General features: G+C 72.4%; 14 protein-coding genes. 6 read left to right on the forward strand and 8 right to left on the reverse strand.

Annotation, left to right across the window (positions count from 1 at the left end):
* The first annotated feature begins 64 nt into the window (after nucleotides 1-64).
* Nucleotides 65-1,159, forward strand: a complete 1,095-nt coding sequence (locus tag O0S08_RS04935; RefSeq protein WP_269037826.1) for a CehA/McbA family metallohydrolase — start codon at nucleotides 65-67, stop codon at nucleotides 1,157-1,159.
* Between the two features lie 475 nt (nucleotides 1,160-1,634).
* Here the strand turns inward: O0S08_RS04935 and O0S08_RS04940 are convergent, their stop codons facing one another.
* On the reverse strand, nucleotides 1,635-2,732 hold the full coding sequence (locus O0S08_RS04940) for a serine/threonine-protein kinase (protein ID WP_269037827.1): 1,098 nt from the start codon (nucleotides 2,730-2,732) through the stop codon (nucleotides 1,635-1,637).
* Between the two features lie 458 nt (nucleotides 2,733-3,190).
* Nucleotides 3,191-4,540: a hypothetical protein gene (locus O0S08_RS04945; protein WP_269037828.1), complete on the reverse strand. Its 1,350-nt coding sequence runs from the start codon at nucleotides 4,538-4,540 to the stop codon at nucleotides 3,191-3,193.
* A gap of 131 nt (nucleotides 4,541-4,671) precedes the next feature.
* On the opposite strand from O0S08_RS04945, the gene O0S08_RS04950 reads away from it, so the two are divergent.
* The 5 genes from O0S08_RS04950 (at nucleotide 4,672) to O0S08_RS04970 (ending at nucleotide 9,742) form a co-directional block, all read left to right on the forward strand.
* Entirely contained in the window at nucleotides 4,672-5,328 is a 657-nt protein-coding gene (locus O0S08_RS04950) for a 3-oxoacid CoA-transferase subunit B (protein WP_269037829.1), read from the forward strand.
* Nucleotides 5,329-5,454: 126 nt separating this feature from the next.
* Nucleotides 5,455-6,174, forward strand: coding sequence for a hypothetical protein (locus O0S08_RS04955; RefSeq protein WP_269037830.1), 720 nt, complete (start codon nucleotides 5,455-5,457; stop codon nucleotides 6,172-6,174).
* 16 nt (nucleotides 6,175-6,190) lie between these two features.
* Nucleotides 6,191-6,874, forward strand: coding sequence for a hypothetical protein (locus tag O0S08_RS04960; protein WP_269037831.1), 684 nt, complete (start codon nucleotides 6,191-6,193; stop codon nucleotides 6,872-6,874).
* Between the two features lie 99 nt (nucleotides 6,875-6,973).
* On the forward strand, nucleotides 6,974-8,761 hold the full coding sequence (locus O0S08_RS04965; protein ID WP_269037832.1) for an IgGFc-binding protein: 1,788 nt from the start codon (nucleotides 6,974-6,976) through the stop codon (nucleotides 8,759-8,761).
* 399 nt (nucleotides 8,762-9,160) lie between these two features.
* Nucleotides 9,161-9,742 carry an HdeD family acid-resistance protein gene (locus tag O0S08_RS04970; protein ID WP_269037833.1) on the forward strand — a complete coding sequence of 194 codons (582 nt, stop codon included), beginning with the start codon at nucleotides 9,161-9,163 and terminating at the stop codon, nucleotides 9,740-9,742.
* 67 nt (nucleotides 9,743-9,809) lie between these two features.
* On the opposite strand, the gene O0S08_RS04975 is transcribed toward O0S08_RS04970, so the two are convergent.
* The 6 genes from O0S08_RS04975 to O0S08_RS05000 all read right to left on the reverse strand — a co-directional run bounded on the left by O0S08_RS04975 (nucleotide 9,810) and on the right by O0S08_RS05000 (nucleotide 18,395).
* Nucleotides 9,810-11,141 carry a hypothetical protein gene (locus tag O0S08_RS04975; protein WP_269037834.1) on the reverse strand — a complete coding sequence of 444 codons (1,332 nt, stop codon included), beginning with the start codon at nucleotides 11,139-11,141 and terminating at the stop codon, nucleotides 9,810-9,812.
* Between the two features lie 83 nt (nucleotides 11,142-11,224).
* Nucleotides 11,225-11,917: a hypothetical protein gene (locus O0S08_RS04980; RefSeq protein ID WP_269037835.1), complete on the reverse strand. Its 693-nt coding sequence runs from the start codon at nucleotides 11,915-11,917 to the stop codon at nucleotides 11,225-11,227.
* 2 nt (nucleotides 11,918-11,919) lie between these two features.
* Nucleotides 11,920-12,624 carry a DUF4097 family beta strand repeat-containing protein gene (locus tag O0S08_RS04985; protein WP_269037836.1) on the reverse strand — a complete coding sequence of 235 codons (705 nt, stop codon included), beginning with the start codon at nucleotides 12,622-12,624 and terminating at the stop codon, nucleotides 11,920-11,922.
* On the reverse strand, nucleotides 12,624-14,111 hold the full coding sequence (locus O0S08_RS04990; RefSeq protein ID WP_269037837.1) for a TolC family protein: 1,488 nt from the start codon (nucleotides 14,109-14,111) through the stop codon (nucleotides 12,624-12,626). The genes O0S08_RS04985 and O0S08_RS04990 overlap by 1 nt, the downstream gene beginning before the upstream one ends.
* Nucleotides 14,108-17,218, reverse strand: a complete 3,111-nt coding sequence (locus O0S08_RS04995) for an efflux RND transporter permease subunit (RefSeq protein ID WP_269037838.1) — start codon at nucleotides 17,216-17,218, stop codon at nucleotides 14,108-14,110. The genes O0S08_RS04990 and O0S08_RS04995 overlap by 4 nt, the downstream gene beginning before the upstream one ends.
* 49 nt (nucleotides 17,219-17,267) lie before the next feature.
* Nucleotides 17,268-18,395 carry an efflux RND transporter periplasmic adaptor subunit gene (locus O0S08_RS05000; RefSeq protein WP_269037839.1) on the reverse strand — a complete coding sequence of 376 codons (1,128 nt, stop codon included), beginning with the start codon at nucleotides 18,393-18,395 and terminating at the stop codon, nucleotides 17,268-17,270.
* Nucleotides 18,396-18,430: the final 35 nt, after the last annotated feature.

Here is an 18,430-nt window from a genome sequence, read left to right on the forward strand (position 1 = left end):
GGCGCTGACAACGTGGTCGGCCGAAGTTTTCCGCCGGTGTCGTCCGCGGCGAGAACCTGGCAAGATGGTCCAGGTGCGGAGGTCCGGTCGCACACGCGCGCTCGTCGGCTCGGCGGCCTGTTGGCTGGCCTGCAGCCGGCCGGAGGCGCCGGCCCAGCCGGTCGTGGCGGAGGTTGCGGAGGAAGATGTCCCCGAGGTCATGGTCGAGAAGACATGGCTGAAGGGGCAGCTACACCTGCACACCAGCAACTCGGGCGACAGCGAGACGCCGGCCGCGGCGGCGCTGCGGTGGTACGAGACGCACGGGTTCGACTTCGCGGTGGTGACCGACCACAACTTCGTGACCGCGCCGGAGCGCGCGGGGCGGATGCTGGTGGCGCCGGGGATCGAGCTGACGCAGAACGTCGAGCAGTGTGAGCCGCCGCCCGAGCCGGGGCTGTCCTGCCTGCTGCACGTCAACGCGCTGTTCGTCGCCGAGTCGCGGGCGGGGCGGTTCTCGTTCCCGCCGGCGAGCTCGCCGCGGCGCGACGAGCTGTTCGCGCGGGCGCTGCGGGCGAGCGAGGAGCTCGAGGGGGTGGCGATGCTGAACCACCCGAACTTCCACTACGCGGCCGACGCGGGGCTGCTGACGACGCTGTCGGCGTCGGGGCTGCGGCTGTTCGAGCTGGCCAACGAGGCGATCGACTCCAACAACGCCGGCGACGCCAAGCACCCGTCGACGGAGGCGCTGTGGGACGCGGCGCTGACGAACGGGGCGCGGCTGTTCGCGGTCGCCACCGACGACGCGCATCACTACGACGACGCGCCGGCGGTGACTGCCCGCGGCGAGACCGCGTACACCGGCGACCGCGGGTTCGTGGTGGTGCACGCGACCCGCGATGTCCCGGCGATCCGCGCGGCCCTGCTGGCCGGCGAGTTCTACGCGTCGACGGGCTTGCTGCTGAACTCGGTGTCGCGCGAGGACGGCGCGCTGACAGTCGAGGCGGCGCAGGCGGGGGTGACGATCGAGTTCGTCGGGGCCGGCGGCGAGGTGCTGCGCACGGCCCCGGGCCCGCGCGCGACGATGACTCTGGCCGAGACGCCCGGGCCGTACCTGCGGGCGCGCGTGCGCGGGGCCGACGGCCGCAAGGCGTGGACGCAGCCGATCTGGCGCGAGTGAGCGCGTGGCGGGGAGGAGGTCCGAAAGGACATGGCGAATGAGACATGTCCTGAAAGACGTTCGCTAATGACTTGCGGATCGGCGGTGCCGATGTGGGCGGCGAGCTCGGTGCGCGAACAGCCGGTGCCGGTGTAGTGGGCCGCGACGGCGCCGAGAATTACATGTCCTGTGCGACATGTCCTCGGGGGAAGCCGCGGACGGGCCCGCGGATCGGCGGTGCCGATGTGGGCGGCGAGCTCGGCGTGCGAACAGCCGGTGCCGGTGCAGTGGGCCGCGACGGCGCCGAGAATTACATGTCCTGTGCGACATGTCCTCGGGGGAAGCTGCGGACGGGCCCGCGGGTCAGCGGGCGCCGATGTGTGCGGCGAGCTCGGTGTGCGAACAGCTGGTGCCGGTGTAGTGGGCCGCGACGGCGCCGAGAATTACATGTCCTGTGCGACATGTCCTCGGGGGAAGCCGCGGACGGGCCCGCGGGTCAGCGGGTGCCGATGTGGGCGGCGAGCTCGGTGTGCGAACAGCTGGTGCCGGTGTAGTGGGCCGCGACCGCGCCGACGGTGAGGGCCGCGGCGGCGCCGAGGGAGGCGGCGAGCATCAGGGAGGAGCGGCGCTGGCCGCGGGCGGCGAGGCTCTCGAGGTGGGCGACGAGGACGTCCATGTCGGGCCAGCGATCGTCGGCGTCGAGGGCGAGGCCGCGGACGATGCATTGATAGAGGGCGCGGGGGATCTGCTGGGTGAAGGGCGGCGGCTGGGTCGGCGGGCCGGCGAGGACGTTGTCGATCAGGGTGCGCAGGGTCGGGCCCGCGAACGGCCGCTCGCCGAACAGACACTCGTAGGCGGTGACGCAGAAGGCGAACTGGTCGGAGCGGGCGCACGCCGGGGCGGCGCGCAGCTGCTCGGGGGCCATGTACGCGGGCGTGCCGACGAGGACGTTGGTCTCGGTGTCGGTGAGGCGGAACTTGCCGATCAGGGTCTCGGCGCTGAAGCCCTGCGGCCGGGCGACGCTGAAGTCGACGACGCGGACGCGACCGTCGTCGCCGACGAGGATGTTGTCGGGCTTGATGTCGCGGTGGATGACGCCGCCGCGGTGCGCCGCCGCCAAGCCGCGCCCGGCCTGGATCAGCAGCGGGAGCACCTCCCGCCAGGTGCGCGGCGTGTCGCAGAACTGACGCAGGGTCGGGCCCTCGACGAACTCCATGGTGAGAAAGACGCGGTCCCCGACGACGCCGACGTCGTGGACTCCGACGATGTTGGGGTGGGAGAGGCGAGCGATCGCCTGGGCCTCGCGCAGGAGCCGGGCGTCGCCGACCGAGACGAGATGGGCGGTCTTCTTGCCGGTCGGATAGAGGACCTTGACGGCCACGGGCCGCTGCAGCCGGGGGTCGTAGGCCCGATAGACGACGCCCATGCTGCCGCTCCCGAGCTTGCCGAGCAAAGAGTAGCGACCGAGCGAGTCGGCGGGGGTGCCGAACAACTCGCGCTCCGCAGGGCTCAAGGTGCGCCGGGTAGTGCACAGATCCGCCAGGTCTTCCGGCAGCGAGACGTCCATGCCGATGTCGATAGCGCGGGTGATCATGGTGCAGCTGTCCTTCGGGGCAGGCACGGCCGGGTCCCGAGGATCGGCAGCGAAGTCCGTCGCGGTGCGACCGCCGGCGCAGCGGGCTCCGCGGCCATCCGCGATCTGGCGCACCAAAAAATCATCAAGTCGGAGGAGCAACCCGAACGCCTGTCCGGGTCGGACCCGCGCCGCCGGCGCCACGGCGCCCGCGCTCCTTCGCCCTCGTACGGCCGTTGTGGGCCAGTTTCCAGGGGCGCGAGTGCGCCGGGACTGCGAGGGTGATCACATAAACTTCGGGACAGGTCGCCGGGCCGGCTGCCGCGCGATGCCGGGGCTGGTGGGACCCAGGGACGCCGTCGCGCGCGCCGCCGCGGGCGCGCAGGCGGACGAGGCGACATGTCCTCGAGGGCATGCGAGTGCGGCGGCGGTCACAGAGGTGGGACCGCGTCACCTGTGCTTCGGGACAGGTGATGATTTCACTCGCAGCCGGACACGAGGAGCGGGGCGGCGCCGGTGGGCGCGGGGGCGCCGGCGAGGCGGGCGGCGTCGCAGGCGCTGCGGGACAGGTACCAGCGCTCGCCGCCGAGGTCGAGGGCGCTCTTGTCGACGCCGGCGACGCCGCGGGTGACGAGGCAGCTGCTGGCGCGGACGACGTCGGTCCGCTGGTCGTCGAGGCGGACCCGGCGGAACTCGGCGGGGCCCTGCAGGGTGATGTAGCCGGGGCCGACGTCGTAGGCGTAGGTGCGGACGAAGCGGCCGCGCTCGTCGCGGCCGCGGTGCTCGAGGCGGCCGTGGCCGGGGGTTCGCTCGGGCCGGTTGCGCCAGACGTCGCAGACGAGGGCGCCGTCGCTGCCGCGGCGGAGGTGATGCACCGCGCGGGCGCGGTGGAGCCGGGCGGCGGCGTTCGGGGCGTCGCCCGGGGGCGGATGCTCGAGGCGCGCCCGCGTGGCCGGATCGGCGAGGGCGCCGGCGCAGCCGAGAGTGCGGAGCTCGTCGGGGCCGGGCGGATCGTCGGCGAAGCCGGCGCCGGCGCAGGCCTCCTCGCTGAAGAAGAAGCGCTCGCGGGCGGCGAGGATCAGCCGCCGCGCGGCGCCGGCCGGGGCGCCGAGGGCGACGCCGGTGAAGACACACGTCAAGGCGCGACCGACCGCCTTTTGCGTGCCCGGCGGGGCAGCGACCGGGCGCTCGTGCTCGGGGGCGGTGAGGGTGAGGTGGCCTTCGGCCAGGCGATAGCCGAACCTCAGGGTGGGTGTCCCGAGGGACATGTCTGTCGGAGCAGGGGCAGGCGCGAGGTCTTGGCGGTCCGAAGGGGCAGGTTGCGAGACGCCCTGGCTGTCCGACGGGGCAGGTGGAACGAGCGGCCAGGCGAGCAGAGCGGCGGGGCGGACAGTCGGGGCAGAGGCGGCTGCGAGGACGGCGGGGGGGCGAGAAGGCGGCGCGGCCCCGAGGATGTCCGCGGGGACAGGTGAGGGGCGGGCGGCGCCGCTCGGGTCGGCGCCTTCGGGCTTGTCCTCGGGGACAGGTAGTCGTGGCGGAAGAGACATGTCCTCAGGGACAGCCGTGGGCGGGACCAGGACGAGGCGGCCGCGCTCGGGGTCGCCGGGGTCGGGGACGAGCCGCCAGGGCTCGCAGCGGAAGCCGCCCTCGCCGGGCAGGCGCCACCAGAGCAGGCCGCCGGCGCGCGCGTGGTCGAGGAGGCGGGCCTGCTGCTCGGGGGTGAGCGGCTCGCCGGCGACGCGGACCTCGCGCTCTTCGCCGTCGTCGCGCGGGCCGCCGAGGCGCGCGCAGGCGAGGAGGGGCGCGAGCGCGAGGAGGACGACGCGCATGCCCGCGAAGGGTGCCCGCAATTCGCCGGCGGGGGCAATGTGGAGCGGTTGCCGGGTCGTGACCGCGAGGTGCGTAAACGCGCCGGCTGCGGATTGCCTCGCCGGCGCTCCCCGGCCAAAATCCGGCCGCCATGCCGTGGAGCCGCGAAGACATGGCCGCGCGAGCGGCCCGGGAGCTGAGCCCGGGCAGCGTGGTCAACCTGGGGATCGGGATCCCGACGCTGATCCCCAACTACTTGCCGCCCGACTCGGGGATCTTGCTGCACTCGGAGAACGGGCTGCTGGGGATGGGCCCGTTCCCGTACGACGACGAGGTCGACGCGCAGGTGATCAACGCCGGCAAACAGACGGTGACGATCGTGCCCGGCGGGTCGGCGTTCGACTCGGCGCTCAGCTTCGCGATGATCCGCGGCGGCCACGTCGATGTCGCGGTGCTCGGGGCGATGCAGGTCGCCGAGAACGGCGACCTCGCCAACTGGATGGTGCCGGGCCAAAAGGTGGCGGGGATCGGCGGGGCGATGGACCTCGCGACCGGCGCGCGCAAGGTGATCGCGGTCATGACACACACCGACCGCGACGGCGGCTCGAAGCTGGTCCGCCGCTGCTCCCTGCCGCTCACCGCGATGCGCTGCGTCGACCTCGTGATCACAGACCTCGGGGTGATCGCGGTCGACGAGGGCGGACTGCGCCTGGTCGAGCGCGCGCCGGGAGTGACCGTCGAGGCCATCGTCGCCGCCACCGCCGCCCCGTTGCAGGTCGACGATGCCGCCGGTCGCGTGTCCGCCTGACCTTCGGGACAGTCCGTGCGCGAACCGGCGAAGCGTGATTTTTCTGACCCCTGCGGGGAAATGCGCGGCGGGACATGTTCAGGGCTTCACTTGCCCTCGCCAGCACGCCGTTCCTATCATCCTGCCATGCCTCGCCTGGAGAGTCGCTCGGCCTGGACGACGCGCGTGTGCGGCGCGGTCCTCGCCCCCTGCGTCGCCCTCGCGCCGCTGTCCGCCCGCGCCGAGCCGCCGGCGCCGACGGTGCTCGAAGAGGCCCAGCAGCAGGTGAAGGCCGGCGAGGACGAGGCGGCGATGCAGGCGCTGAGCGAGGTGATCGCGCTCGACACGTCGAACGTGAAGGCCTATCAGCTGCGGGCCGACGTGGCCGGACGGCTGGCCCACAAGTACGGCCCGGGCGCGGCGTTCCACGCGCTGCGGGCCAACGACCTCGAGCACGTGCTGGCGCTGAAGCCCGACCCGGCGAAGGACGACGAGACGATGCGCGAGCTGCAGGCGGCCCACGCCGACGCGACGCGGGCGGCCAGGCAGGAGCAGCGGCGGCGCAAGCTGCTGCCGGCGTCGATGAGCCTCGGGGTGATCGGCGGCGGCATGACGATCGCGTCGACGGTGCTGGTGATCCTCGCCAACACCAACGTCGGCAACGACCAGACCGTGCACGTGATGAACGCGTACTCGGGCACGTTCCTCGGCGTCGGCGTGGGCCTGGTGGTCACCGCGATCGCGTTCGGGGTGGTGGCCCGCAAGCAGTACGCGCGCGACCAGCGGGCCCGGGCGCTGTTCGAGCCGCGCTACGCCCGGCGCGGCATCCCCCAGTTCGGCGGCGGGGGGCTGGTCCTCCGCTTCTAGCGACGAGTACTCGGCGATGCCCTCCCGCGCTGCCCCGGTCCGTCTGCTCGCCCTGCTCGCCGCGGCGCCGCTGCTGATGGCGACCAATCGCTGCGGGGTCTACATCGAGCAGACCGAGAACCTGCAGTTCTTCGAGCCGGTGACGCGGGTCGCGTTCGACGTCCACCACGGCAGCATCACCGGGACGATGTACCCGCGGCCGTCGGTCTACATCAAGCGCCACACGTCGGGCTTCGAGGCGGGCGTCGGCGAATTCGGCCACGCGGTCGAGGGCGACGAGATGCAGCTCACCGGCCATTGCGCGATCGCCCACGAGTGCTGGTACGACCACATGATCGAGGCGCCGCCCGGGACGTCCCTCAGCTTCACGTTCCGCGACGGCTACATCGAGCTCAGCGAGTTCGACGCGGAGATCCACGCCGAGGTCGGGGTCGGCCGCTTCATCGGCTGGGCGATCGCGGCGCCGATCGTCGACCTGTCTTATGAGACAGGTGACGTGGCGATCGAGTTCGCGGCGACCCCCGAGCAGGTGACGATCGCGGTCGGCACCGGCGACGTGACGCTGACGCTGCCGGCCGGGCCCTACCGCTGCGAGGTCGCGCCGGCGGCGAAGCTCGAGGGCATCACCTGCGACGAGGCGGCGACTGCGGTGCTCGACATCACCGTCGAGACCGGCGCGGTGACGCTGCGCGGGGTGTGAGTCGGGCGCACCCGGCCGGGGCCGCCGAAGGTGGTTCCGCTAGCAACAAGGCGGGGCCCGAGTTGCACCGGCAATGAGTTTTGGCGAACTTCGCGCGTGATGCTCCGTCCACGTTTCGCCGGTCCCTCGCTGCTGTGCCTGCTCGCCGCCTGCAACGACGTGCCCGCGGGGAGCGCGTCGGGGACGACGTCGGCGCCGCCTGCGACCGGGTCGACGGTGACGATCGACGAGGTGACCGCGACGACCCCGAGCGCGACGACGGCCGAACCGACCGGCGGCGCGACGACACATTCGGAGACGACGACCACCACCGGCGACCTGGCCTGCAACTGCACGCCGGGCGTCGCGGACGCGTGCGAGGGGGCGCAGGTCCTGGTGTGCCAGGCCGACTGCGTGTCGCTCGCGCCGGAGCCGTGCGGGCCGGGCGAGACCTGCGTCGACGGGGTCTGCGCGGCCCCGGTGTGCCAGCCCGGCAGCACGAAGTGCGTCGACGACGAGCACTACCTGCAGTGCAACGCCCACGGCAGCGGCTACGACGGGCCGACCGCCTGCGGCGCGGGCGGGACCTGCGTGGCCGACACGTGCTTCTCGCTGTGTGACCTGCTCGAGTCGACGCCGAGCACCGTCGGCTGCTCGTTCTTCGCCAACCGCATGGACAATTTTTACGACGAGGAGAACGACTCGCTGGTGGTCGGCAACACGCACGCGAGCGCGACCGCGAACGTGCAGCTGTACCTGGCGCCGACCGGGCAGAACGTCGAACTGCCGCAGGGGGCGGCGGTGACGATCGCGCCGGGGGCGACGCACACGTTCACGCTGTCGAACCCGCCGATCGACAAGGTGTCGGCGCTGCGGGTCGGCGGGTCGTACCGGATCGAGAGCGACGTGCCGGTGGTGGCGTACCTGCACTCGCCGATCGGGGCGGAGGCGACCAACGACGCGTCGATGCTGTTCCCCGAGCACGCGCTGCAGGCGAGCTACGTGATCGCGTCGTACCGGCAGACGCAGGAGGGCTCGCCGAGCTACTTCAACGTGATCGCGATCGCCGACGGCACGACGGTGACGTGGACGCCGCCGGTGACCACCAGCGCGGGCGCCGGGGTGCCGCAGGTGTTCGCCGGGCAGACGGGGAAGGTGGTGATGAACCGCTTCGACACGCTGCAGGTGATCGCGCCCGGGCCGGCCGGCGACCTGTCCGGGACGATCGTCAGCGCCGACCGGCCGATCTGGGTGGTCGGCGCCAACGAGTGCGCCAACGTGCCGAGCAAGCAGGTGTCGTACTGCGATCACGTCGAGGAGCAGATGCTGCCGCTGGCCTACTGGGGCCTGCAGTACGTCGGCGCCCACTCGCCCGTCCGCGGCAAGGAGAAGCACTACTGGCGCGTCTACGGCGGCGCGGACGGGACGACTGTGAAGACCGAGCCGGCGCTGCCGGGCACGCCGCTGCTGCTGAACCGCGGCGAATGGCAGGAGCTGGTGGTGGCGAACGGCACCAGCGTGATCTTCTCCGGCGACAAGCCGTTCCTGCCGGTGCAATACCTCGAGAGCCAGGACGGCGGCAGCGGCACCGGCGACCCGGCGATGGTGCAGGCGATCCCGGTCGAGCAATTCTTGGCGCGCTACGCGTTCGCCACCGGCACCGGCTATTCACAACACTTCGCGCAGATCGTCCGCACCAGGGGGGGAGCCGAGGTGCTCGTCGACGGGGCGCCGGTCGGCGGCTACTACGCCGTGGGCGGCTTCGAGGTGGCCGACTGGCCGATCGCCGAGGGGGCCCACCTGGCCGAGAGCGCCCAGCCGTTCGGGATCGTCAACGTCGGCTACACGGAGGTGACGTCGTACGCCTACCCCGGCGGAACGCGGCTCGAGGTGATCAATCCGCAGTGAGCGAGACGCATCGGCCGGCGATCTCGCATCAAAAGAACTTGAGATCGAGCAATGAGAGACCGGCAGCGGCAGCCGGGCGGTCCGCGGCGCGTGGAGCGGCGACAGGGTATGCGGGCACACGAAGGCCGGGTCCGCGGATTCGCAGGGGAACGGTCGGGGCCGCTGATTTCGCCCGAAGGGACGGGCGAGGCTGCTGTTCGCCGGCGAGCGACGAAGGACGGCCGCGCCGGCCGATTCGCCGGCGGGGCGACGGTCGGGGCTGCCGGTCGGGCGACGGATGGGTCCGCGGATTCGACGGGCGCAACTGGGTAGCGGGGCGGGGCGCGGGCGCGAATCGTGGCCGGGTCCGCTGGACGGGGTGCGGGATTGCGTCAAGTACATGGCCGAAGGAAGGGTCCCATGCTCTGTGAATCGCTCTCGACCGCGTGGTGGTCGCTGCTCTTGCGCGGCATCGTGGCGCTGCTGTTCGGCTGTCTGGCGCTGGCCGCTCCCGGCATCACCCTGACGGCGCTGACGCTGTGGTTCGCGGTGTTCGTGCTGATCGACGGCGCGTTCCTCATCGGCGGCGCGTTCGCCGGCCGCAAGGAGAACGAGCACTGGTGGCTGATGCTGCTCGAGGGCCTGTGCGGGGTGGCGTTCGGTCTCCTCGCGCTGCGCGTGCCGGGCATCACGACGCTGGTGCTGCTGATGTACATCGCCGCGTTCGCGGTCATCACCGGGGTGCTCCGCATCGTCATGGCGATCCGCCTGCGCAAGGAGATCGAGGGCGAATGGTGGCTGGCCCTCAGCGGCCTCGCCGGCGTGCTGTTCGGCGTCCTGATGATGACGATGCCAGGGGCCGGCGCGCTGGCGATGATGGTGTACATCGGCGTGTGGGCGCTGTTCGTCGGCTTCGCGCTGATCTTCCTGGCCTTCCGCGTGCGCCGGATCGGCCGCACCGGCGGCGTCTGGCGCGGCGGGCAGCCGGTCCCGGCGCACTGAGCGGAGCGCCGGCGAGCGCTGGGTGGTCCCGCCTCGCAGCGCGGGCCGCCGAGCTCGCGGGGCCGCGTCAGCGGCGGCGGCGGCGGAGGCCCGCGAGGGCGAGGACGCCGAGCAGGGACGCGGCCGAGAGCGGGCGCGGCTCGGTGCTGCAGAAGCAGTCGTCGCTCGAGGCCGAGGCGCCGGACTCGTAGCCGAACAGCTCCATCGTGTCGGGGTGCGGGCGGTCTTCCTTCTTGCCGACCCACTGGACGGCGTCGCTGAGGTCCAGCGCGGGCTGCCAGCGCACGCCGGCGGTGGAGCCGGCGTCGGTGCGGGCGACGGCGAGGGCCTGGTCGGCGCCGACGAGCAGGTCGACGCGAGCGGTCGGGAGGTCGACGGCGGGGGCGAAGGTCCACCACAGCGACCTGGCCGAAAGGTCAGGCGCCACCGCGTGCACGAAGGCCAGCTCGCCGGCGCCGGGCGGCGGGGCCTCGTCCTCGGCGGGGTGCGAGCGGACCACGCCGGCGAGGTAGACCGCGCCGAAGCGGTCGGCGGCGATCGCCGTGGGCTGCAGCTCGGCGGCGCCCTCGGGCGCGAGCAGGTACTGGCCGAGCAGGTGCCGGCCGTCGTCGCCGCCGAGGCGCGCGTACCAGGCGTGCGGGCCGCTGGCGCTGTCGGGGTCGGTGGCGCTGTCGAACACGGCCAGGCGCGTGGGGGCGCCGTTCGGCTCGTGGCGGAACAGGTCGTCGCCGGCCGCGTCGATGGCGGCGGCCACCAGGAGGTCGCCGCCGGCCTGCGCGAGCGCGACCACGCGGGTGCTCGTCAGCGCCTCGCAGCGGGTCCAGCGGATCGCCGCGTGGGCCTCGCCGTAGGCCTGCCACTGCGGCGCGCCCGCGAGGTCGGTGGCGACCACGCGGGCGACGGTCAGCGGCGAGTCGCAGGCGATCGCGTCGCCGTGGCCGCCAGCGAGCGCGAACCGGCGCGTCGGGTCGAAGGCGAGGCTGGTCCATGTGCCATGTCCCAAGGACCATGTCTGTTCGACCAGGCCGTCGGCGATCGCCAGGACGCGGCCGTCGACGAGGACGAGGGCGCGGCCGGGGTCGGCGGCGACCAGCGCCTGCGGGGCGCCCGGCAGCGGGGCGCTCCAGCGGGCCCGGCCGTCGGCGGCGAAGAGGGTGAGGCTGCGGTCGTCGGCGGCCAGCAGCGCGCCGTCGTCGGCGCCGGCGAGCGCGCGGGCGGCCGGCGGGGCGGCCCGATCGACCAGGCCGGGAGCGCCGGTCAGCAGCGCGGGCAGACCGGGCGAGAGGCGCTCGAGGCCGTCGTCGCCGTCCTGCAGCAGGAGCGGCGCGCGGGCGTGGGCCGGAGCGGCGAGGCCGAGGACGAGGGCGGCGAGGGAGACGCTGCAGGCGAGGCGGGTCATGAGGTTGTCTCCGGGGTCGGCGCGGGGGGCTGTCTCTCGGGTCAGGTCGAGGCGGTGCCCCGCTGGAAGTTTGGGCCGGGCGCTCAGCTGGCGTGGACCGTGAGGTCGCCGCTGGTGATGTGGACGGTGAGGCTGGCGGCGGCGGCGTCGTCGCAGGTGACGCCGTCGAGGGTCTGTTCGCCGTCCTCCACGGTGAAGTCGCAGCGGTACGGGCCGGCGGGCAGGTCGAGGTCGACCGGGCCGTCGTCGACGGTCACGACCACCGCGGTCGGGACGGTCGCGAAGGTCAGGGTCGCGCCGCCCTCGCCGACCTCGACGGTGGTGTTCGGGCCGGCGATCTCGTGGATGAGGACCTCGCCGATCTCGACCGCCACCGTGACGTCGGCGTCCGGGGCGCCGATGTCGACGTCGGCCTCGGTCGCGTCGAGCTCGATCGCCGTGCCGAGCGGCAGCTCGAAGTTCATGTCGTCGAGGCAGTCGGTCTCCTCGCGACAGTCGAAGTGGGCGAACAGGGTGTCGCCCTCGACCCAGTGCTCCTGGCGGCCCAGGCTGACCTGGAAGCCGAACACGTGCTCCCAGATCCGCACGCCGTTGCGGGCGAAGGTGATCGTCTTGAAGGTGCCGCGCTCGAGAAACACGCTCAGCTTGGTGACCGGCTCGAGCACGATGTCGATCTCGTTGTAGTCGAGGATGCTGCCGCAGGTGCCGGGCTTGAAGCCGAGCCCGAGCAGCAGCGGGAGCGCGAGGGCGAGGCCGAGGGGGCGACGGGCGGGCATGGTCAGGCGCCGGTGACGGTGAGCGCGCCGTCGTCGACGGTGACGTCGAGGACGGCGTCGGCGGCGGGGTCGCAGGTGATGCCGTCGACGGCCGGAGCCTTCGGGGCGGCGAATTCGCAGCGGTAGCTGCCGGTGGGGACGACGAGGGCGATGTCGCCGGCGGTCGACCGCAGGGTCACGCGCTCGGGCCGGGCGACCAGCTCGACGTCGATGTCACCTGTCCCGAGGGACACATCGACGACGGGGCCGGCCAGCTGCACGCCGGCGAAGCCGCCCTCGTCGATCTCGGCGGTGAGCTCGCGGTCGACGTAGCCGATCTCGACGTAGCCGAGCTGCATGCGCAGCGCCACGCTGACGCCGGTCGGGAACTCGAGCATGTGATCGTACCAGCAGCGGTCGTCGGTCTTGCAGGCGGCGGTGATCACCAGCACGCCGTCCTCCACGCCGGCCTCGGCGGGGCCGAACTGCTTGTCGAAGCCGGAGGTGTGGCGCTTCATCGTCGCGTCCGGCCGCGGCCAGGCGACGAAGGTCAGGCTGCCGCGGTCGACGTCGAGGTCGATGTGGTCGAACGGCTCGACGTACTTGAAGCCCTCGGTGAACTCGTACCAGATGCCCTTGCCGCAGCCGGCCGCGGCCGCGACCAGCGCCAGCGCAGCCGCCCCCGACGCGAGAGATCGGGGCAATCTCTCGGTCGCGGCGCGGTCCATCAGAACCCCTCCGTGGCCTCGATCCGGCCGGACGCGGCCAGCACGGCGACCTCGGCGAGCATGACGGACTCGATCAGGTCGACGTGGGTCAGCTCGAGCTCGACGCGGGCCTTGATCGCGTCGGCGAGGTCGCGGAACTCGACCTGCCCGCTGCGGAAGGCGTCCTCCGACATCCTGCGCAGCTCCGTGAACTGAGACGAGACGTCGCGCTCGTAGTCATCGAGGATGGCCCGCTGGTTGCCGAGCCGCCGCACCGCCCGGGCCAGCTCGGCGCGGGCCTCGGCGACGGTCGCGTCCTTGTCGAGCTGGGCCCGCTTGCTGGCGGCGCGGGCGCGGGCCAAGAGGCCCTGACCCCAGTCGAACATCGGGATCGGGACGGTGATGCCGACCGAGGTCGAGGCGCTGAAGTAGTTCTGGATGACGACGGTGCCGGCGGTGATCGAGGGCACCGGCCAGGCCTCGCGCTTGGCCATGTCGATGTTGCGGTTGGCGAACGCCTCCTGCCGCCGCGCGAGGTCGATGTCCGGGCGCGCCCGCAAGGCGTCGGGCCAGGTGCGCTCGAAGTCGGGCGCGAGGCCCAGCGGCCTGAACTCGCCGACGGCCTCGGGCTGCCACATCGGGTCGCCGGCGAGGACGGCGAGCCGCCCGGCGGTGTCGTCGGTCTCGGAGGCGAGCTCGGCCCGGCGGGTCCGCCACGACGAGCGGTCGATGGTGGCCCACACCTGGTCGTACTTGCTCTGCACGCCGGCGCCGCGGCGGGCCTCGACCAGGGTCTGCAGCTGCTCGAGCTCGGCGAGCACGTTGTCGAGCAGGGTCAGCCGGGCCTGGTCGGCCTGCAGCTCGACGAACAGGTTGCGCGCCTCGACGGCGAGGGTCTCGAACTCGTTCTCGAGGGTGCCCTTGGCGACCTCGACGCCGGCGTTGGCGGCCTTCATCCGCATGCGCCGCTGGCCGGCGATCAGCACCGGGAAGGTGAGGTTGGCGTAGTACGTGCCGACGCCGTTCTGGTTGAAGCCGCTGTTGAGGTAGAGGATCGCGAAGTTGAGGATCGGATTCGGCAACACCCGCGCCGCCTTGGCCTCCGACTCGGCGACGTCGATCTCCGCCTGCGCCGCCTGATAGCGCGGGCTGCGGGACTTCAGCAGCTCGAACAGCTGCGGCAGCGTGACCTGGTCGGGCGCCGGCCGGTAGCGCTTGACGATCGTCGGCGGCAGCGGCGGGATCTCACCGGGAGGGCTCGCGGGCGCGGTCTCCGTCTCGACCTGCGTCGGCAGCCGCGGCGGGATCGGGGCCGCGTGCGTCGTCGTCCGCACCGACGGCGGCGGCGCGCTCTTCTGCGGCGGCGTGGTCTTCGGCGGCGTCAGCTTGACCGGCGGGCGGGGTTGCGGCTGCACCGGCGGCACCGGGCCCCGCGGGTTGGGCACGCCGAACGCCTGGAGCTGGATCGCCACGAAGAACGCTGTAAGGGCCGTGAGCGGGGCGTTCAAGGGTGTCCTCGGCCCGGGAGCATATCCTCGTCGTCCGGGGCGGGGGCCGCCTTTCGTGTGAGAAAGCTGCAGATCACCGGGAGAATGAAGAGAGCCACAAAAAGGGTGGTGACCATCCCGCCGATGATCACCACCGCGAACGGCTTCTGCGTCTCGCTGCCCATGCCGGTCGAAATGGCCATCGGCATGAGGCCCAGCATCGCCAGCAGCGCCGTCATCAAGAGCGCGCGGAAGCGGGAGGTGGCGCCGTCGATGACGGCCCGCAAGGCGCCGACGCCCTCGCCCTTCAGGCGGTCGATGGCGCTGACGACGAGCAGGCCGGCCAGCGACACCTGGCCGAGCAGGGCGATGAAGCCGACGGCGGCGCTGACCGACAGGGCGATGCCGGTGAACCACAAGGCGAAGATCCCGCCGGTCAGGGCGAACGGGACGCACAGCATCACCAGCACGGCGCTGACCCCCGACTGCAGGGCGCCGTAGAGCAGGCCGAGGACGATCAGCAGGGCGATCGGGACGATGACCTTGAGCCGCCCCATGGCCCGCTGCTGGTTCTCGAACTCGCCGCCCCAGGTCAGGTTCTGACCCTCGGGGACGGTGACCTGGGCGTCGACGGCCTTCATCGCGTCCTTCACGGTCGAGCCCATGTCGCGGCCCTCGACGTTGAACTTGAGGGCGAGGTAGCGGCGGTTGGCCTCGCGGATGACGGAGGCGCGGCCGCTGGCGATCTGGATGTCGGCGAGCTCGCGCAGGGGGATCCGCGCGCCGGCGGGCGAGGGCACGAGGATCTCGCCGATGTGGGTGACGTCGGCCTTCTCGACCGCGGGCAGGCGCACGCGCACGGGGACGATGCGCTCGTCCTGGAACATGTTGGTGACGACGTGGCCGGCCATGGCGGTCTCGATCACGCTGTCGGCGGTGGCGACGCTGATGCCGCTGCGGGCCAGCGCCGCCCGGTCGAGCACGATCTGCAGCTGCGGCACCGAGGAGTCGCGGTAGAGGCCGAGGTCGACCACGCCGGGCACGTCCTCGATGGTGTCGATGACGCGCATCAGCGTCTCGCGCATGGCCGTCAGGTCGGTGCCGAACACCTTGACGACGATCTTGCCGCGCACGCCGCTGACGGCCTCCTCGACGCTGTCCTTGATCGGCTGCGAGAAGTTGAAGCCGACGCCGGGGATCTGCGACAGGCTGGCGCGCATGTCGTCGATGAGCTTCTTCTTGGTCAGGCCGGGGCGCCACTGGTCCTTGGGGGCGAGGCGGGCGAACACCTTGGCCATGTTCATGCCCTCGTTGTCGAGGCCGTCCTCGGGGCGGCCCTGCTCGGAGGGGGTGCCGATGACCTCGGGGAACTCGCGAATCTTGCGGCGCACCTCGGCGAGGATGTTCTGGCCGCTCTCGAGCGAGACCGACGGCGGCATCTCGACGAAGATGTAGAGGTCGCCCTCGTCGAGCTCGGGCAGGAACTCGGTGCCGATCCGCGGGATCACCAGCGCGCCGGCGGTCAGCAGGGCGGCGGCGACGGCGAGGGCGACCACCCGCGCACGCAGGGCGGCCTGCAAGACGCGGCTGTAGCCGTCGCGCAGCACCAGCAGGAACTTGGGGTCGCGCAGCTCGGCGTCCTTCGGCCGCAGCGCGAGGGCCAACAGCGCCGGCACGACCGTCAGCGCGAACACCAGCGCGCCGATCAGGGCGAAGCTGTAGGTCAGCGCCAGCGGGCGGAAGATCCGGCCCTCGACGCTCTCGAGCGTGAACACCGGGATCAGCGCGGCGATGATGATCGCCATGGCGTAGAAGGTGGGCCGGGCGACGTCGATCGCCGAGCTGGCGACCAGGCTCAGGACCTCGCGCTTGCTGGTCGGCTTGTGCAGCCGCATCTCGTGGATGACGTTCTCGACGAGGACGACGGCGCCGTCGACGAGGATGCCGAAGTCGATCGCGCCCATCGAGATCAGGTTGGCCGGCAGGCCGAGCAGGTACAGGCCGGTGAACGCGGTCAGGAGCGACAGCGGGATGACCGCGGCGACGATCAGGGAGCCGCGCACGCTGCGGAGGAACAGCCACACCACGCCGAGGATCAGCAGGAAGCCGTGGACGAGGTTGTGGTTGACGGTGTCGAGCGTGTGACCGGTCAGGGTGCTGCGGTCGTACATCGGCTCGAGCGTCATGCCGTCGGGCAGGAGGCCGCCGTTGAGCTCGTCGACCTTGCGGTGGAGAGCGGTGAGGACGGTGTCGGGGTTCTCGCCGCGGCGCAGGAGGACGATGCCCTCGACGATGTCGCGCTCCTCGTTGAAGCCGACGGTGCCCTGGCGCGGGGTGTAGGCCTGGATCACGCGGGCGACGTCGCCGACGGTGACGGGGGTGCCGCCCTCGCTCTCGAGCACGACGTCCTCGACGTCCTTGGGCGTGCGCAGGTAGCCGATGCCGCGGATGACCAGCTGCTGGTCGCCGTTGCGCTTGAAGCCGCCGCCGACGGTCTGGTTCGACTCCTCGAGCGCGTGGGTGATGTCGGACAGCGTGAGGCCGTAGGCGGCCATGCGCTGGGGGTCGACCTCGACGTGCAGCTCCTTGAGGTAGCCGCCCATGCCGACGACGTCGGCGACGCCGGGGACCTGCTTGAGGACGCGGGTGACGGTCCACTCCTGCTCGGAGCGGATGTCGTAGAGCGAGTGACGGTCGCTCTTGAGGCGGTAGTAGTAGACCTTGCCGAGCGGGGTGGCGTCGGGCGCGAGCCTCACCTCGGCGCCGTGGGGCAGCTCGGCGTTGAGCAGGCGCTCGGCGACCCGCGTGCGCGCCTTGAAGGCGTCGGCCTCGTCGTCGAACACCAGCCAGAGGATCGAGAGCCCGAACAGGCTCTCGCTGCGCATCTGGATCATGTCCGGCGTGCCGTTCAGCGCCCGCTCGAGCGGGATCGTCACCTGCCGCTCGATCTCCTCCGGCGCCGCGCCCGACAGCTGCGCGACCACGTTGACCTGGACGTTGGTGACGTCCGGGTAGGCCTCGATCGGGGTGTGGAAGTAAGCCTGGAGGCCGTAGGCGGCGACGATCACGGTCAGCAGGACCGCGGCCAGGCGCTTTTGGATGCAGAGGCGGATCAGGGCGGCGATCATCGAGGGCTCCCGCGCGGCGTGTCCGAAATCAACTGTTCTTTGGGACAGCTCAGAGGAGCTGCTGGGCCTCGGCGTCGAGGAGGAGGGCGCCGGCCACGGCCACCCGCTCGCCGGCCTTGATGCCGGAGATCACCTGGACGTGCTCGCCGAAGGTGTGGCCGAGGACGACGGCGCGCTGGGCGAACTGGCCCTCGGACTCCTCGACGTAGACGATCGAGTGGGTGCCGTCCTTGATCAGCACGGCGGTCTTCGGCAGGGTCACGCCCTGCTCGGCCGGCGCGAGGATCGAGGCGCGGGCGTAGCTGCCGGGGGTGAGGCCGGTGACGGCGGCGTCGATGCTGACGTAGACGGGGGCGCGGCGCAGGCCGGTGTCGACGAGCACGCCGATGCCCTCGACGTGGCCCTCGACGGTGCCGGGGCGGCCGGCGAACTCGAGCGTGACCTTCGAGCCCTCGTGGACCAGCTGGAGGTCGTCCTGGAACACCTCGGCGACCACCCACAGCGCCTCGGGGTTGCCGATCTCGAGCAGCGGGTCGCCGCCGGGCTCGACCTGGGCGCCGACGGTGGTGAGGCGCCGGAGGATCGTGCCCTCGATCGGGGCGGTGACGGTGACCATGCCGCCGGAGTTGGGGCCCAGCATGCTGACGGCCTTCTGCGCGTGGGAGAGGGCGGCCTTCGACTCGGCGAGGCGGTGCTTGGCGGCGATCCGCTCGACCTCGCGGCCGACACCGGTCTTGGCCATCTCTTCCTGGCGGGTCAAGGCGTCGTTGGCGGCGTCGACCTCGATGCGGGCGCGGGCGAGGTCCATCGCGTACTCCGAGGCCTCGGGGCTGGCGATCGTGACGAGCGGCGCGCCGGCCTCGACCTTCTCGCCGGCCTCGACCAGCAGCTTGATGACGCGGCCGGGGGCCGGCGCGCCGACGGTGGAGACGGCGCCGTCGCGGAAGGCGACCCGCGCGGGCGCCCGGATCGCCGCGTGCTCGGGCTCGAGGACGGCCTGCTCGATCTGCACGTAAGGCTGGGAGCGCTCGGGGATCGTGACGTGGCGGATGTCGGGGTCGGCCAGCGGAGCGCCCGGGACCTGCTCGACGGCGGCGACGGTGGTGGGAGCGGCGGGCGAGCAGGCGAGCAGGAGAGCCGTCGCCAGCGGAAGAGAGGCGAAAACCAGGCGCTTCACGGGGTAGCAGGCTAGGCCGGCGGCTTTTGCGCAGC

This window comes from Nannocystis punicea, assembly GCF_026965555.1.
Lineage (GTDB): Bacteria > Myxococcota_A > Polyangia > Nannocystales > Nannocystaceae > Nannocystis > Nannocystis punicea.

What these genes read in the sequence shown, in the direction of transcription:
- O0S08_RS04995 (WP_269037838.1), bottom strand. Translation starts at nt 17,218, where the DNA reads ATGATCGCCGCCCTGATCCGCCTCTGCATCCAAAAGCGCCTGGCCGCG.
- O0S08_RS04975 (WP_269037834.1), bottom strand. Translation starts at nt 11,141, where the DNA reads ATGACCCGCCTCGCCTGCAGCGTCTCCCTCGCCGCCCTCGTCCTCGGC.
- O0S08_RS04980 (WP_269037835.1), bottom strand. Translation starts at nt 11,917, where the DNA reads ATGCCCGCCCGTCGCCCCCTCGGCCTCGCCCTCGCGCTCCCGCTGCTG.
- O0S08_RS04955 (WP_269037830.1), top strand. Translation starts at nt 5,455, where the DNA reads ATGCCTCGCCTGGAGAGTCGCTCGGCCTGGACGACGCGCGTGTGCGGC.
- O0S08_RS04940 (WP_269037827.1), bottom strand. Translation starts at nt 2,732, where the DNA reads ATGATCACCCGCGCTATCGACATCGGCATGGACGTCTCGCTGCCGGAA.
- O0S08_RS04935 (WP_269037826.1), top strand. Translation starts at nt 65, where the DNA reads ATGGTCCAGGTGCGGAGGTCCGGTCGCACACGCGCGCTCGTCGGCTCG.
- O0S08_RS04970 (WP_269037833.1), top strand. Translation starts at nt 9,161, where the DNA reads ATGCTCTGTGAATCGCTCTCGACCGCGTGGTGGTCGCTGCTCTTGCGC.
- O0S08_RS04960 (WP_269037831.1), top strand. Translation starts at nt 6,191, where the DNA reads ATGCCCTCCCGCGCTGCCCCGGTCCGTCTGCTCGCCCTGCTCGCCGCG.
- O0S08_RS04965 (WP_269037832.1), top strand. Translation starts at nt 6,974, where the DNA reads ATGCTCCGTCCACGTTTCGCCGGTCCCTCGCTGCTGTGCCTGCTCGCC.
- O0S08_RS04950 (WP_269037829.1), top strand. Translation starts at nt 4,672, where the DNA reads ATGCCGTGGAGCCGCGAAGACATGGCCGCGCGAGCGGCCCGGGAGCTG.
- O0S08_RS04945 (WP_269037828.1), bottom strand. Translation starts at nt 4,540, where the DNA reads ATGCGCGTCGTCCTCCTCGCGCTCGCGCCCCTCCTCGCCTGCGCGCGC.
- O0S08_RS04985 (WP_269037836.1), bottom strand. Translation starts at nt 12,624, where the DNA reads ATGGACCGCGCCGCGACCGAGAGATTGCCCCGATCTCTCGCGTCGGGG.